General features: G+C 47.0%; 12 protein-coding genes. 2 read left to right on the top strand and 10 right to left on the bottom strand.

Annotation, left to right across the window (positions count from 1 at the left end; all coding sequences use genetic code 11):
- The first annotated feature begins 311 nt into the window (after positions 1-311).
- Together fdhF and LCF57_RS22730 are read left to right on the top strand one after the other, a co-directional pair.
- Positions 312-3,254 carry a formate dehydrogenase subunit alpha gene (gene fdhF / locus LCF57_RS22735; protein ID WP_226002744.1) on the top strand — a complete coding sequence of 981 codons (2,943 nt, stop codon included), beginning with the start codon at positions 312-314 and terminating at the stop codon, positions 3,252-3,254.
- A 13-nt stretch (positions 3,255-3,267) separates the two neighbouring features.
- Positions 3,268-3,750, top strand: a complete 483-nt coding sequence (locus LCF57_RS22730) for a DUF1641 domain-containing protein (protein ID WP_226002743.1) — start codon at positions 3,268-3,270, stop codon at positions 3,748-3,750.
- A gap of 117 nt (positions 3,751-3,867) precedes the next feature.
- Here LCF57_RS22730 and LCF57_RS22725 read toward each other — a convergent pair whose 3' ends face one another.
- The 10 genes from LCF57_RS22725 to LCF57_RS22680 all read right to left on the bottom strand — a co-directional run bounded on the left by LCF57_RS22725 (position 3,868) and on the right by LCF57_RS22680 (position 15,446).
- Positions 3,868-4,221, bottom strand: a complete 354-nt coding sequence (locus LCF57_RS22725) for a hypothetical protein (RefSeq protein WP_226002742.1) — start codon at positions 4,219-4,221, stop codon at positions 3,868-3,870.
- 109 nt (positions 4,222-4,330) lie between these two features.
- Positions 4,331-5,332, bottom strand: coding sequence for a 2-keto-3-deoxygluconate transporter (gene kdgT, locus LCF57_RS22720; RefSeq protein ID WP_226002741.1), 1,002 nt, complete (start codon positions 5,330-5,332; stop codon positions 4,331-4,333).
- A gap of 48 nt (positions 5,333-5,380) precedes the next feature.
- Positions 5,381-6,388, bottom strand: a complete 1,008-nt coding sequence (locus LCF57_RS22715) for a tripartite tricarboxylate transporter substrate binding protein (protein WP_226002740.1) — start codon at positions 6,386-6,388, stop codon at positions 5,381-5,383.
- A 165-nt stretch (positions 6,389-6,553) separates the two neighbouring features.
- The gene (locus LCF57_RS22710) at positions 6,554-8,923 is read right to left on the bottom strand and encodes an AraC family transcriptional regulator (protein WP_226002739.1); all 2,370 of its coding nucleotides are present in this window, start codon (positions 8,921-8,923) and stop codon (positions 6,554-6,556) included.
- Positions 8,924-9,161: 238 nt separating this feature from the next.
- Positions 9,162-10,826 carry a methyl-accepting chemotaxis protein gene (locus LCF57_RS22705; RefSeq protein ID WP_226002738.1) on the bottom strand — a complete coding sequence of 555 codons (1,665 nt, stop codon included), beginning with the start codon at positions 10,824-10,826 and terminating at the stop codon, positions 9,162-9,164.
- A 26-nt stretch (positions 10,827-10,852) separates the two neighbouring features.
- Positions 10,853-11,857: a BMP family lipoprotein gene (locus LCF57_RS22700; RefSeq protein ID WP_226002737.1), complete on the bottom strand. Its 1,005-nt coding sequence runs from the start codon at positions 11,855-11,857 to the stop codon at positions 10,853-10,855.
- Positions 11,858-12,028: 171 nt separating this feature from the next.
- Positions 12,029-12,619, bottom strand: a complete 591-nt coding sequence (locus tag LCF57_RS22695) for a restriction endonuclease (protein ID WP_226002736.1) — start codon at positions 12,617-12,619, stop codon at positions 12,029-12,031.
- Positions 12,620-12,782: 163 nt separating this feature from the next.
- On the bottom strand, positions 12,783-14,192 hold the full coding sequence (gene aspA, locus LCF57_RS22690) for an aspartate ammonia-lyase (protein ID WP_226002830.1): 1,410 nt from the start codon (positions 14,190-14,192) through the stop codon (positions 12,783-12,785).
- Positions 14,193-14,394: 202 nt separating this feature from the next.
- The gene (locus LCF57_RS22685) at positions 14,395-14,925 is read right to left on the bottom strand and encodes a GNAT family N-acetyltransferase (protein ID WP_226002735.1); all 531 of its coding nucleotides are present in this window, start codon (positions 14,923-14,925) and stop codon (positions 14,395-14,397) included.
- Positions 14,926-15,044: 119 nt separating this feature from the next.
- Positions 15,045-15,446 carry a VOC family protein gene (locus LCF57_RS22680; protein WP_226002734.1) on the bottom strand — a complete coding sequence of 134 codons (402 nt, stop codon included), beginning with the start codon at positions 15,444-15,446 and terminating at the stop codon, positions 15,045-15,047.
- Positions 15,447-15,466 lie beyond the last annotated feature (20 nt).

Here is a 15,466-nt window from a genome sequence, read left to right as displayed (position 1 = left end):
TTTCAAGCGATAATCATCTTCAATTAAAAATTTTAATAATGTACCGTTGAACTATCTTAAATTTTACGCTATAGTTACACCAGATGAAATGCAGAAAATGACATATCTAAATGATGAATAGGCTATTGATATACAAACGGTGCGTGCTGTTTGTTATTAATACATACTCCCATGGCGGATTGGCCTCTAGGACTTAGAGCTTGGGTACTACTCCACCATAAACACAAGTGCTTGATCATGAGCACTTGTGTTTATGGTGGAGTTTTTTTATTCCTAATTTTTAAATTTAAAATCTGAAAGGAGCCTGAACCGTGGTTGATAATACAATCAAAATTACATTAAACGGACAGGAACTGAAAGCGAAAAACAGTGCAACAATTCTTGAAATCATTAACGAAAACGACATTGCCCATCCCCAACTGTGTTATGTTCCCGAAGTTGATCCGATCCGCACCTGTGACACCTGTATCGTCGAAGTGGACGGAAAGCTTATGCGTTCCTGCTCGACACTGGCTTCGGATGGAATGAATATTCATTTACATTCAGATCGCGCGAAAGCAGCTCAAACAGAGGCCATGGATCGATTGCTGGAAAACCATCTCCTCTACTGCACGGTGTGCGATAACAACAATGGTAATTGTACTTTGCATAATACAGCAGAGCTTATGGAAATTGAACATCAAAAATATCCGTATCAACCGAAGGTCGATCCGACAGAAGTAGATATGTCGCATCCTTTCTACCGCTATGACCCCAATCAATGTATTGCATGCGGCCAATGCGTAGAGGTATGCCAAAACCTTCAGGTCAATGAAACGCTGTCTCTGGACTGGGAAGCTGAGCGCCCTCGTGTCAAATGGGATGACGGAGTCGCAATTAACGATTCCTCCTGCGTCAGCTGTGGCCAGTGTGTAACGGTCTGTCCATGCAATGCCTTGATGGAGAAATCCATGCTGGGAGAAGCAGGCTTCATGAGTGGCATGAATAAGGATTTATTAAATCCGATGGTGGATTTAATAAAGGAAGTAGAACCGGGCTATAGCGGGATATTTGCCATTTCCGAGGTGGAAGCAGCGATGCGCGAAACACGTACGAAAAAAACGAAAACCGTCTGCACGTTTTGCGGCGTAGGCTGCAGCTTTGAGGTATGGACCAAGGGTCGCAAAATTTTAAAGGTACAGCCTACCTCTAAAGGACCTGTCAATGGCATCTCGACGTGCGTCAAAGGGAAGTTCGGCTGGGATTTTGTGAACAGCGATCAGCGTTTGACCACGCCTTTAATTCGGGAAGGCGACGAATTTGTGGAAGCCACCTGGGAAGAAGCACTGAGTCTGATGGCCAGCAAAATGGGAGCTATCAAGGAATCCTACGGCGGCAAGGCAATCGGCTTTATTTCCTCGTCCAAATTTACTAATGAAGAAAACTATCTGATGCAAAAATTGGCACGTCAGGTCTTCCAAACGAATAACGTCGATAACTGCTCACGATATTGTCAATCTCCTGCGTCATGGGGGCTGCAATACACCGGAGGCATCGGCGGAGACAGCGGTACCATTATAGACATTGCTCAAGCAGGCTTGGTCATACTGGTCGGTTGTGCGCCGGGAGAAGGACATCCAGTGCTGGCTACCCGCATCAAACGTGCACATAAGCTGCACGGTCAAAAGCTGATTTCGGTGGATCTGCGCAAGCACGAAATGGCGGATCGCGCAGATCTGTTCATTCGTCCGAAGCAAGGTACGGATTATGTATGGTTATCTGCTGTAGCCAAATACATCATCGACCAAAACTGGCATGATGCTAAATTCATCGAAGAACATGTCAACTTCTATCCTGAATATTTAAAATTACTGGAGACCTTCTCACTGGAATTTGCCGAACAGGAAACTGGCATTTCTAAAGAAACGCTGATTCAAGTGGCAACCATGATTCATGAAGCCGATGGCACTGCCATTTGCTGGGGTATGGGTGTAACTCAAAATATCGCAGGCTCTTACACTTCGATTGCGATTGCCAACCTGCTGCTGGTGACTGGCAACTTTATGCGTCCGGGTGCAGGCGCCTATCCACTTCGCGGACATAACAATGTTCAGGGTGCTGCTGACATGGGCACCATGCCGGACATTTTCCCGGGCTATCAGCCGGTGACAAACGATGCCATTCGTGCCAAGTTCGAAGCAGCCTACGGCGTACAAATTCCGCATGAACGCGGACTGGACAATATTCAAATGCTGGAGGCCATTGAAACTGGTGAGCTCAAAGCGATGTATATCGCTGGAGAAGAGATGGCATGGGTGGATGCGGACTCCAACCACACCCAGGAAATGCTGGCGAATTTGGATTTTCTGGTCGTACAGGATGTATTCCTGAGCAAGACAGCTGAATTCGCTGATGTCATTTTGCCAGCCGTACCTTCACTGGAAAAAGACGGAACTTTCACCAATACCGAACGTCGTGTACAGCGATTGTACGAGGCGCTTCGCCCTGTAGGAGACAGCAAACCGGATTGGTGGATTTTTAGCCAATTTGCCAAGCACATGGGATTTGATTGGGATTATAGCCATCCGAGTGAAATTTTTGAGGAAATGGCGTCGCTTACCCCATTCTTCTCCCAATGTAATTATGATGTATTGGAAGGCTGGAACAGCTTCCACTGGGGATCACCGGATGGCAGCAATACACCGCTGCTGCATACCAATGGATTTAACTTCCCTGATAAAAAAGCGCGTTTGGGGCTTTTCGAATATGTACCCCCTAAACAGTACCCAACCGAATACGATCTGACCTTAAATAACGGTCGACTGCTTGAGCAATTTCATGAAGGAAATATGACAACCAAATCAGCAGGTATCCAGCTCAAGCTACCCAAAGTATTCGTGGAGGTGTCACCCGAATTGGCTGAGGAGCGCGGAGTCAAGAACGGATCGCTCGTTCGATTGGAATCGCCATATGGCGCGGTCAAGCTGCGTGTTCTGGTCACAGATCGGGTACAGGGAACTGAAATTTATGTACCTATGCACTCCACCAGCCATGATGGAGCTGTAAACCTGCTAACCGGTGGAGCGTTCGACGTGATTACCCGTACACCTGCCTATAAACAAGCCAAGGTTCGGATGCAAATTTTGGAGGTAGACGGTCAAAATCCACTGCCGCGTATCAATCCGCGTTACAAAAAACGGCATCCGCAAAATGGGGTTGAAGTGGACCGTAAGTGGAATCGTCCCGGTTACGTCGATTTGGTGGATCAAAAATAAGGAGGTCGGACCCATGGCTAAGCCAATTTCAATTGTGAGAAAACGTGTTTTGACAGCAGAAGAACGACAAAAGCAATCGCTGGATCAGCTTACTGCTGATTTGGCGGATAATGAAGCCGCATTGCAGAAGACGCTTGAAATTGTACGTGAGCTGCACGACAGCGGTCTGCTCGAAGCAGTACAGTCTATGCTGAAAGCCAAAGAAAGCATCGCCAAAATCGCTGTGGGACAAGCGACACGCAAACCTGTAACCAATATCATCAACAATCTGATGGGCGCAGCCGGAATGCTGTCGGAGATAGACCCCGAGCTGATGAACAAGCTGGCAAGCAGCGTGACTTCAGGCCTGAGCGAAGCCGAAAAGCATCTACAGCAGAACAAAAAGACTCGGCTGCGCGATCTTATGAAGGCACTAAATGATCCGGATGTAAACCGGGCGATGGGCTTTGGCATTCATTTTCTTAAAGGAATGGGAAAAGGATTGTCCAATAAATAGTTAATATAGCATGTAGTTGGAAGCAACCAGAGAATTAATGGCTGGAGAGTTATTGACGGGGACATCTTAGTATAAGGTATACAGAGCTGGCTCCGAAAACGGGGTCAGCTCTTTTATTTATTTTTTGTCCACCTGCAACAGCGTCACCGTTTTCAGAGAAACGGCATCTTTTATTTGCTCCTCCGCGATGACCTTCAGTTTAAGCAAGCTGGCAATCTTAGCAGTATCCGGCTTGGAAAACAAGCGCCATAGCTGCGGATCAGGCAGTGCATCATACAGCTTGGTGTGATCATATTCCTTGCGGTGCTGCTGTACAACCTTGACCCGGTAGCTGCCAATTTCCCAATCTGCCACTTCCTGTTGGGTGCAATGATTTGTAATGTCATTACGCAGATCACTCAGCTCGCCTTCAATTTCTTTTTGCTTCTGCTTTAACTGATAGTAGCGACGTACCTTGTTTTCCAAATCCATCACGCTCCTCTGCTTACATATGTATGTTTGCAGGAGCGTTTTAGGACAAGTTTTGTGATGTAAGGAAATGTAGTCTATCCGCAAAAGCATTTCCCGGGTAATGGAAACTTTATTTAGGTACATTCGCACCCGGATTTACAGGCCCTGAGCCTTGGGATTCGCCCTTGCGCTTCATATAATTAGCCCAATAAGCCGTCAGAATAGGCACCAAAATGGAAGTCACAATCACCGAAGCCGCAACTAATGCCGTTGCTGATTGCGCCACTGGCAGAAACTCAGGCTTGATGTTGGCGACAATGACCGGGTTAGCTACCGCTGCACCTGCCGTACTGGAGGCTGCAATCCCTGCTGTACCATTGCCGCCGCCGATATATTTATCCGCCAGAATCAGTGGAATACCAGTAATAATAATGACAAAGATACCCAACAAAATACCAAGCACGCCTGTTTGGACAATGACACTCAGGTCAATGGAGCAGCCAAGTGCAAAGCCGAAAAATGGAATGAGGGCCTGCGTTGCGTTACCAAAATATTTGCGAAAATCGTGGTCCAGATTACCTAATGCAAATCCGACCAAAAATGGTAATACCGCGCCCACAAATGTCTGCGGCTCAAAAACAGCCAAGCCGGTACTGCCCAAAATCAGCATTGTCACCAACGGACCCGATTCCAGAGACATCAGCACGAATGCTCCTGCCTCTTCCTTGGAGCCATATTGCTGCATAATAGAGGCGTACAGCCCGCCGTTCGTCATATCCATGGCGGAAATCAGCGCCAGCACGGACAAACCTGCAAACAGCCCGCTTTCCACGCCACCAACAGGCAGCAGTCTGGACGCAATGATCGCCACTACCCAGGCGACTGCGATTTTAGTCAATACGAGCGTGCCTGATTTACGCAATACTGTACCCGTTGCCCGCACATCAATGGAAGCACCCATACAAAAAAACCACACTGCCAAAATCGGTACTGTCCCTGTCATCAACCCCTTAGTAAAAGATCCAAAGTAGTCTCCTGCCCATGGAGTGAACGTATGAAATAGTGCGCCGATAAACAGCGGCACCAGCATTATGCCCCCTGGAATTTTATCAATGTTTTGTTTGATTTTCATAACTTCGTTCAGCCCTTTCGTTTTTGCCAATGCAAAAACAAGGCCGGTTTACTTGCGGCTCAAGCCGAGATCGGGAATCAGTTTTGCGAAGGTATCATGGCTCTCCTTCAGCTGCCGTGCGAATGCCTCTGCATCCTTGACACGCAATCCTAATCCATGCTTACGCATTTCCTCCCTGAACTCCTCGTCCTTCGTCCCCTTGATCAGTGCATCTGCTAGCGTCCCGGCAATTTCATCCGGTGTATCCTTGGGTACAGCCAGCCCCCTCCAAGTGCCAATAAAATGTACACGCAGCCCAGTGGCCTGCTGTAGGGTCGGCACATTTGGAAACGCTTCCGAAATGGTGTCTGCCTGAATCGCCAGTATGCGAAGCTTCCCTTGGTCCACATATGTTTTCACTTCTGCGGGACTGACGGGTACAGCATCCACGAATCCGCTCATCAAAGCAGAAACAGCTGGACCCGCTCCTTCATAAGGGATGTGAGTGAAGCGGACTCCGCTTTTCTGCTCCAGCATCGCGGCAGCGAGGTGCCAGATGCTCCCTGTGCCTGCATTGCCCATTTTCAGCTTACCGGGATGGGCCCCTGCATCCTCCATAAATGCCTCCGCTGTCTTCCATGGCGCATCCGCCCTGACCGTAATAGCAGAAGGGTCCATATTGGTTTGAAGCAGCGGCTTAAAGCGCTCATAGGTGAGCGGCAGCAGCCCCAAATGGGGTAACGTAGTCAGCTCCGCAACCAGATACGTTACGGTGTAGCCATCCGCCTGCGCCTCGGCCCCCTCCATCAGCCCAACGGAGCCGCCGCCGCCTGTCCGGTTAACGACAATGATCGGCTGACCGAGATGCTTTTCAGCGGCCTTTGCCAGCGCTCTAGCAGTAATATCTGTACCGCCCCCCGCCGCATAAGGAACGACGAGCGTAATTGGCTTCGCAGGAAATGTACTGCTGTGATCCAGCAGGGTACGGTGATCCACATATTCACTGATACTCAAGGCAGAAAGCAAAGCTACTCCTGCCGCAACCAGCACATATTTTTGCCATGACTTTTTCTTCATTACGTGCCCTCTTCTCTAAAAAATAGACCGGGCCCAGCATGCACCCGCTTTCACCCCCCAACGTTTTCGGCCATGTTTTGCGTTTACATGAAGCCAATGTACCGCACCGTGGAGGGCCACAGCTATCGCTTAATCTTCGTATTTATCTTCTAAAACACCAGCATATTAACCTTTTGGTCGATCTGCATATTCATTGGAACATTTGCTGATTTCCCGAAATTTTCCCGGGGTCACCTGTTTATGCTTGCGGAATACACGAATAAAGCTGTTCTCATTCCGATACCCGACCTGATCTGCAATTTCACTAATTTTCAGATGGGTTTCGCACAGTAATGTACATGCTTTTTTCATACGTAGTCCAGTCAAATAGTCGTAAACGGTGCTCCCCGTTTCTTCCTTGAACATACTGCTCACCGAGGACACGCTCATGTGAACGTGATCCGCAATCTCCTGAAGCCCTATGTTTACATGCAGATGATGCTCCATATAATCAATCATCTCTTGCACACGCACAAAATCCTTGGATCGTCTGCGACCATTCCATTTTTCTTCCATATCCGTCAAAATGTTGACCAGCAATGCCTCAATGTCTTGAAGATCCTGCGTCAGAATCTGATTCCAATGATAATCAGCAAGCTTATCCGGTGGCGTTACACTTTGGGTGGCACACCATTTTAGTAAATCTTCCAGCAACTCATGGACAGACAGGTAAACTTGGACTGGGTCTATCCTGTGCAGACGAAGTTCTTCTACCCATTGGCCCATCAGCTTGGCACTTGCACCCGGTTCCTGTGACTCCAGAGCACGAATCATTTCAATACGCCGATCGTCCAGCATCGTTGAATTCTGAGCCTGCTTCTTGGACAGCACATCCGCTGTGCCATCCTTTTCCACGCATATGTTGCAATTCATATTTGTATGTGAACGTCCATATCCCTCATATAAACGCAAGTTAAGGGCCTCTTTTCCTTTTATATAGGACTCCCGCGCCTCTTGAATGTTTCCGACTACATGACCAACGCCAATAGAAATTGTCAAAGGAAGATGCTCACCGACAACCTGAATTAGCCTATCTGCACTTTTGTAAAGCACAATGCCCTCTTGGACAGCAGCCTCCGTACCAGCTTCGTATGCCCTCTCACTGAACTGTAACAGCACAACAAAGCCACTCTCCTCATCCGGGGCGCTTACCGCTTTCCAGTAAGGCTCCAGTGTCTCCAGCAAAATATTGTTCAGCGCATACTTAAGCAGCATCTTATCCTCTTCTGGAAAACTTGCGGACCACGTGGAATAGCGGTCGATCGACACGACTATGACAACCAAGGAATTGCCGTCCCAATCGGAAAAATACTGATCCCATTTCATACGCATTTCCTGTATACCCATCCTACGCTGGAGGACATCTTCAATATATTTGGAACGCAGCTCTGGCAGGCTTCGCTCTACCACCAGTGATTTGCGGTGGAACTCTCCAACTAACTTGCTAATCACAGGCTCCAGGTCGTACAACCCTCCTTGGCGCGTTCCTTTATTGCCCGAATTCAACAGGCTGTTAATCTTTTTCATGGGGCGAAAAGCCGCATAATTATAATAGTAGACCGCTGAGCACCCAGCCAGTATAGAGATAAAGGCCAGCCACAACATCATATTGCGTGCCAGCTTTACATTTTTCAGCAGCTTGTCCATAGGAACGAGTGATACCAAGCGCCAGCCCGTTACATCAGAAAAGGTCTGGTTCGCCATATATTCCATGCTCCCTATCTCTACATAAGCATACGGACTCACATCCAGCTGTTCCAAAACCCTCTCCATTTCCTTTAAGGGTACAGACGATCTCAGCTTGGGATAGATCAGTTCGCCTTCCAGATCATACACGTATTGCGAGTTGGATAAATGAATATACAGTTTGGAAAAAAAACGGTCGTAATCCAGATTGATCAGCACCGCACCGATGACCTTCCCATCCTCTACTATGGGCCTGGCCAGCGAAAGCAACTCTACGGTCCCGTGCTGGGGGTCTGTGCCATACCACCTCCGTTTAATCAGCAACGGCTTTCTGTGAATGTCCTGAATCCAGGGAACCCAAGTGGTATCCGGTGCCTGTTTCCAATCAGGCAAGAAGCCGTAATTGCTGGATACAAGCGCATGATTCTCCAATGAGATCACCTCAATCGAATCAATTTCTTCGTGTGAAGAAAGGGCTTTCAAGTATTTATGGAGCCGTTTTATAATGACGGCATGATTGGATAACGATTTCCCATCTGCCTGGGCATGAGCGAATGCCTCCACATCGGGGTGATAGGCCACATCAAGTGCCATGTTATCAGACTCACGAAAAGCACAATTGGTCACATCCAGATTAATTTGCAGCAGTTCTATATTAGGTGTGTTCAGCTCGGTATCCAAACCTTCACGATATCTTGAATAGGATAGCAGCCCAATCCCGCTAATAACGAGCGAAACGCATAGCGTAAGCACCAGAATCAGTCTTGTCTGTTTATTTTTCAGCATTAGTCGAAGCTTAAGTCGCAGCATTCCCGTAACTTCATCCTTCCGGGCTTCCTTCTTGTCTTGCTCAGGATGTAGATGTAATAACAAACTCTTCTTAAATCTATTTGACACCAGAGGTGGAATTCCCTGCCTATGTAAAATGGAACTTCAGAGAAGCCACATCCTTAAAATCAAAAAAGAAGAAGTCCCCGTTGGCAAGGGGTAGACTCCTTCTTTTAAACTGCCTATATTCATTACAACAAACTTAGATAATTCCTACTGTTTAGCTCGTTTTCTCCACCTGGAAACGATCCAGTTCGCGCTGCATCTCCTCACGAATCTGACGAAGCTCTTTCACCTTCTCAGCCGATTCCTCAAAGGAACGCTTCTGTTCCACCGTGGATGCCGTAATTTCTTCACTTCCTGCGGCAGACTGCTGAGTGATAGCACTCATATTTTCAATAGCTTGCTGCACCTGTATACTTAGTTCCCGCGATACATTCATATCTGTCGATAGCTTTCTGACTTGGCCAGCAATTTGCTGCACTTTGCCACTAATCTCTGCGAACGATTCTCCGGTAGAGGAGGTTGCCTTCTCCTGCTCACGGAACAGCTCCTGACTTTGCGCCACAGAAGTCTTCACCTTATCCATGGCCTGCATAATACTTTCAACAGCTGTATAAATCTGCTTGACAGCGGATTCCGATTGGTTTGCCAGTTTTTTTACTTCATTGGCTACGACGGCAAAGCCTCTTCCCGCTTCACCTGCACGCGCAGCCTCAATGGAAGCATTCAAGGACAGCAGCGATGTCTGGCTGGCAATTTCAGATACGTAGCCGGTCATGGTTGTAATCTCGGCTGCATTGGCTTCCAACTCCTTGACCGTCTGTTCCACTTCGGCCATCGCTGAACGATTTTCTGCGACGATACGCAGTTGATCGCTCATGACCTGAGTACCCTGCTCAATGGCACGCAAAGCATCCTCACTATACACGGTCGACTGCGTCGTCTCCAGCAGATTGGCCTCAAACTTCTGCTGCATCTCGTCCACAACACCAACCGTCGTCGACAGATCCTCGGCAATTTTCTGGCTGCCTATCGCCAGTTCCTCTGTTGACGTGCTGACTTGAGTCACAATTTCCTTCATGGCTTCGTTATGCTGGTCAATATCTCGAGCCATCAGATCGACACGATTACCCGCCTGATCAATGGAAAGGACGATGTTACGCAAGTTGCCGATCATGACCCGGAACGACTCGTTGAGCTCATCCAGTTCATCGTGTCCCTTCGTTTGGGCGATTTGCACAGTCAGATTCCCCTCGGCAATTTGCTTCGCGGCATCCGTTAACTTGCGGGTTCTGAGGGTAAGTTGCCTGGAGGTATATGTATTATATAGCCCGACCGCCACCATAAGAAGAACAGCACCTGCCAAGGCCAATTGCCAGGTAAAACGAATGTTCCTGGTCAAGTCCTCTGTATATTCGTCATATCGTGCCTTAGTCAGCAGGTCCAGCATAAATACATCGTTTTGAATCCCTTGTACACGCATGGCCTCCCGCTTGGACTCTGGGCTGTTTTGAGTACTCATTGCTTTTTCCGTTGCTGCCTTCAACTCGCTGAATTTGGTTTTAATTGTATTTAAACGCTTTTGCTGCGCATCGGTCTGCATCATGCCCTGTGAAAGCAAATTAATCGTTTTTTCAGACTGAGTCAGCTGGTTTAGCACGTCGGCTTTATTACTTTCAGACATGGTTGAAGAATAATTTTGTAAAGCCTGCCCCGACTGAATCAAATAAGCATTAAGCTGCTGTACATTCAACATAGCCGGAACAAGATTACTGCTTTGTGAGTTAATACGGATTAATTCGAAAATAATATATGCCACTAAAGCTAGGCAAGCAATCAGAGAAACCATCGCGTTCAACACCAGTTTACCTTGCAGTTTCATCAGCATTCATCCTCCTTTTGCAAAAATTATTGTGTAGGTACAATAAGTGTGCCGGACTTGATTTTATCCATCAAATCATCCAACAACTTTTGCTGGTCCGGATTCAGTGTCACGATACGAATGGGGGCCAAACCTATGCCTTCTTCCGCAAGACCGAACACCATATTCTTGTCCGTAAATTTTCTTTGATGATCTGCAAAACTTTTGACTGCCTTATATATCGCTACATCCACATTTTTAATCATTGAGGTAACTACCGCTTTTTCCGCAATGAAAAACTGATCGCTGTCGACCCCGATAGCAAATTTTTGCTGTTTTTGTGCCTCCTGAAGCGCACCTACACCTGTAAGCCCTGCTGCTGTATAAATAATATCAATCTGATCCTGATCAATCATATTACGTGCAATCTCCGTGCCCAGCTCCGGCTTCCCGAAATCTCCTGCATATGTAGTAGTGACATTGGCATCAGGCTTCACCGACTGGACCCCGGCGCGATATCCAACCTCAAACTTTTTCAGCAACGGGGATTCCACGCCTCCGATAAAGCCTACCTGTTCCGTGCGACTCGTCAAACCTGCGACAACTCCGGCCATAAAGCTGCCTTCTTCTTCTTTAAAGGTGATAGAGGCCACATTCGGTAAATCCGACTTTTCATCCACGATTAAAAATTTACGGTCTGGATATTTTTTGGCTGTGGCCTCCAGACTGTCCTTCACCATGTAACCCAATCCAATGGTCAAATCAGCTTTTTCTTGAGCAAGCTGTTCAAAAGCAGCATCATACGTCTTGGTCTCAGATATTTCCCGGTATTCAAAAACAATTTTTCCTTCATCCCTAGCTTTGATCAAGCCTCGAAAAGCAGCGTCACTGTAAGATTGGTCACCCAGACCAATGTCTGACAGTACGATCCCTACCTTAATAGGCTGGGCCTTGGTTTGTGCGGCCGATTGCCCACATGCACCCAACAGTAATGCAAAAATGATGACTATGGGAATCCACCTAAAATTTAATAATACAGCTCGCTTCTTCATGACATATCACCTCAGCATAATTTGGAAATCCCCAACAATTTTATATCGGTTGTAACAGCATATTTTTTCATGATAATTTCTGTAAATTAAGTTCTTTTATTTTATTAATGTGAAAATAAAAGAACTGATCACCAGGCTTGAACAACGTCGCCTAACAATCAGTTCCCAAATTTATTTGGTTTTACTCCATTTAGAAGTGATCACTTCAGTTTTACTTTCTATTAGATCCATGACGTCCTCGCGGCGTTTCGTCTTGAACAAATCAATCATGTCCACCAAATCGTTGCGGTCCAATAATTTAACTCCGTTCACAGCTGCAAGTGTTTTACAGGAATCCGTATAACGCCCGGAGGTAATCACGACAGACTTGTCTGCTGCATAATAACGCATGGAGGTGTAAATTTCCTGCACCGCTCCCAATCCTACCGGATGTTGTACACCATAGCGCTTGGCCTGGATTACGACTCTGGCGCCTTCACGATCTGTAAAAACCAAATCCGCTCCAAAATCCCGGCTGCCGGTTGTTTTATAAATGTCCTTATAGCCGAGGGACGATAGTAGCCGCTGCAAATAAAGCTCAAATTCCGTGCCGTCCTCCATACGGTCGATGTCCTGAATTCCGATTTTACGTGGGTCCAGATCGCGTAAAATCCGATTCCGGCGCCCCCGGATGAGTCCCCTAATGATAAGTGCAAGCAATACGAAGACTACAATGAGTCCTATCCCTAATTCCCTATATGCGGATAATTGCTCCAGCAACATTCCTCTTCCCCTTTTCTACAATAAACGTGCAGCCGCATAATCCCTAACTGATAAGTCCCTGTGTTACGCCTAGCTCACATATTAACATCATAAAAGCCCCGCCAGATTCGACGGGGCTATCTTCGTCTTGCCTCAAAGCTGTCTAAACTCTATCTCCGCACAATTATTCACGCTTCAGTAAAGACTCTCCAGCAATCCCAGGCTGAGTCATTTGATATGGGTCCAAAATAATGTCCAGTTCTTCCTCGGTCAGAACATTATACAGCAAACATAGTTCACGTACCGATTTTCCTGTCGTAATTGCCTCACGTGCGATACGGGATACAACCTCATATCCGAGATGAGGATTAAGTGCTGTAATAATACCTACGCTGTTCTCCACATATTCACGGCAACGCTCTACATTGGCTTCAATTCCATCCACACAATGGATGCGGAAGACGTTGAAGCCCTGCTTCATAATTTCCAGCGATTGCAGCAGATTATAGACAAGCACAGGTTCCATTACATTCAGCTCTAGCTGCCCTGCCTCAGAAGCCAAACAAATGGTATGGTCATTTCCAATGACCTGAAAAGCAATTTGGTTAATGACCTCACACATTACCGGATTGACCTTGCCTGGCATAATGGATGATCCCGGCTGACGAGCAGGCAGGCTCAGCTCTCCGAGACCAGCACGCGGCCCAGAGGCCATCAGACGAATGTCATTTGCCACCTTGGACATGTTCATCATACAAATTTTCAACGCAGCAGATACTTCGGTGTAGGCATCCGTATTTTGTGTAGCATCAACGAGATTCTCGTCAGCTTCCAGAGGGAAGCCGCTGACCTCTGCCAGCACCTCAGCGACACGCTGAATATAACGGCGGTCTGCGTTCAAACCAGTACCGACCGCAGTCGCACCCATATTAATCGTCAGCAGATGCTGCTTGGTCGCACGGACGCGTCCGATATCACGGCCCAGCACACGTGCATAGGCTTGAAACTCCTGTCCCAGTCGAATCGGCACTGCATCCTGCAAGTGAGTTCGGCCCATTTTAATCACACTGTCAAATTCTTTCGCCTTACGGGAAAACGCTTCTTGAAGCTCACTCATGGTGACCAGCAACTTGTCAATCATACTTAATACAGCCAAATGAACTGCCGTAGGAAAAGCATCGTTCGTCGATTGCGCCATATTGACATGGTTATTCGGACTGATCTCCAGATAATCTCCACGCTGCTTGCCAATAAGTTCCAGGGCTCGGTTTGCAATCACTTCATTTGTATTCATATTAATAGACGTGCCTGCGCCGCCCTGAATCGGATCGACGATGAAATGGTCATGCAACTCCCCTTGAATAATCTCGTCAGCTGCCTGGATGATGGCCTCTGCTTTGGGGCGATGCAAGCGGGTCAATTCCATATTTACCGTTGCTGCTCCCTTTTTGACGATCGCCATAGCCTTGATTAACTCAGGATGCAACCGTTGGCCTGTAATTGGAAAATTTTCTCTTGCCCTCAGCGTTTGTACACCATAATAAGCGTCTGACGGCACTTCCTTGGTACCTAAAAAATCATGCTCCAGCCTCATATTCTTCGATTCCTCCGCTGTATGTGCTACGATCTTCAATCCAGACCAGCCAAATTGACATAAAGAGACCTTGGGATAGTCCCTCACTTCATTATACGTTCCCATTCCCGTGCTTTTCCAGTCGAATAAATGCGGAAAAAGATTTGGCAATCCTATGACAGGTTATGATTACCTGTATATCCCATGATTATTCGGCAAATACTCAGCAATGACCGGGAGGTGTATTCAGTGGCTTATAATAATAGCGAGTGGCATCCAGCTGACCATCAGCCGACCTGGCATAACCCGGAATCACGCCCGCTTCTATAAAACCGATAGACTCATATAGTCGATTGGAAGGATCACCTACCCGCGTATCCAGCACCAGTAACGTTCTATCCTGACGAAGTGCCTCTTCTTCCGCCGCTCTCATTAATTGTCGCCCAATCCCAAGCCTGCGCCCGGACGGATGCACCATAAGCTTTGCAATTTCCGCACGATGAATAGCATTGGCTTTTTGAGCCAAGTGAAGCTGAACCGTACCAACAGGTACTCCGTCCTTCTCAGCAATCCATAGAACTACACCATCCTCAAGCACACTATTCCAATAAGCACCTGCTTCCGTAAAGGACAGTGGCGGCAAAAAGCCTATAGAGGCACCATCTGCCACCACGTCAATTAACAAGCGAGCCAGTGTATCTGTCAGCTCTTTGTTCAGAGCTTGAATAGGACGAACTATTATTTGTTTGGACACTATAATTCCCCCCATATAAAGTCGATGGCATATAACAAAGAAAGTAAACTATCCTTTGGCGATAGCTTACTTTTCATGATATTTCTTTTACTTCATTATTACTTTCGCTACTGTTTTGTTTACTGCTCTGCCATATAAAAGAACTCCCACAGATGACCATCTAAGTCCTGAAAGCTCCATCCGTACATAAATCCGTGATCTTGAGGTTCGTTCGAAGACTTACCCCCTGCTTCCAAAGCCTTGTGGACAATCTCGTCCACCTTGGCTCGACTCTCCACCGCTAAAGCGATAATCGCTTCCGTGCTTTGGGTTGCATCTGAGATTTTTTTTGTAGTAAAAGCTTTAAAGCGCTCTTCAACCAGCAGCATGACAAAGATATTTTCACTAACCACCATACAGGTCGCGTGCTCATCGGTGAACTGAGCGTTAAATTCAAATCCAATTGCAGTAAAAAAATCAATGGAGTGCTGCAGATTTTTAACCGGTAAATTCACAAAAATTTGTTTGGCTGTTACTCCCACGACATTTCACCTCTTCATCT

This window comes from Paenibacillus sp. BJ-4, from assembly GCF_020404765.1.
Taxonomy (GTDB): Bacteria; Bacillota; Bacilli; order Paenibacillales; family Paenibacillaceae; genus Paenibacillus.
The sequence above is the reverse complement of the archived record's forward strand: the minus strand, read 5'-3'. Positions and strand labels throughout refer to the sequence as shown.

Bases quoted from the DNA above. Each gene is read 5' to 3' on its own strand.
- LCF57_RS22730 (WP_226002743.1), top strand. From the start codon at position 3,268: ATGGCTAAGCCAATTTCAATTGTGAGAAAACGTGTTTTGACAGCAGAA.
- LCF57_RS22725 (WP_226002742.1), bottom strand. From the start codon at position 4,221: ATGGATTTGGAAAACAAGGTACGTCGCTACTATCAGTTAAAGCAGAAG.
- kdgT (WP_226002741.1), bottom strand. From the start codon at position 5,332: ATGAAAATCAAACAAAACATTGATAAAATTCCAGGGGGCATAATGCTG.
- LCF57_RS22715 (WP_226002740.1), bottom strand. From the start codon at position 6,388: ATGAAGAAAAAGTCATGGCAAAAATATGTGCTGGTTGCGGCAGGAGTA.
- LCF57_RS22710 (WP_226002739.1), bottom strand. From the start codon at position 8,923: ATGCTGCGACTTAAGCTTCGACTAATGCTGAAAAATAAACAGACAAGA.
- LCF57_RS22705 (WP_226002738.1), bottom strand. From the start codon at position 10,826: ATGAAACTGCAAGGTAAACTGGTGTTGAACGCGATGGTTTCTCTGATT.
- LCF57_RS22700 (WP_226002737.1), bottom strand. From the start codon at position 11,857: ATGAAGAAGCGAGCTGTATTATTAAATTTTAGGTGGATTCCCATAGTC.
- LCF57_RS22695 (WP_226002736.1), bottom strand. From the start codon at position 12,619: ATGTTGCTGGAGCAATTATCCGCATATAGGGAATTAGGGATAGGACTC.
- aspA (WP_226002830.1), bottom strand. From the start codon at position 14,192: ATGAGGCTGGAGCATGATTTTTTAGGTACCAAGGAAGTGCCGTCAGAC.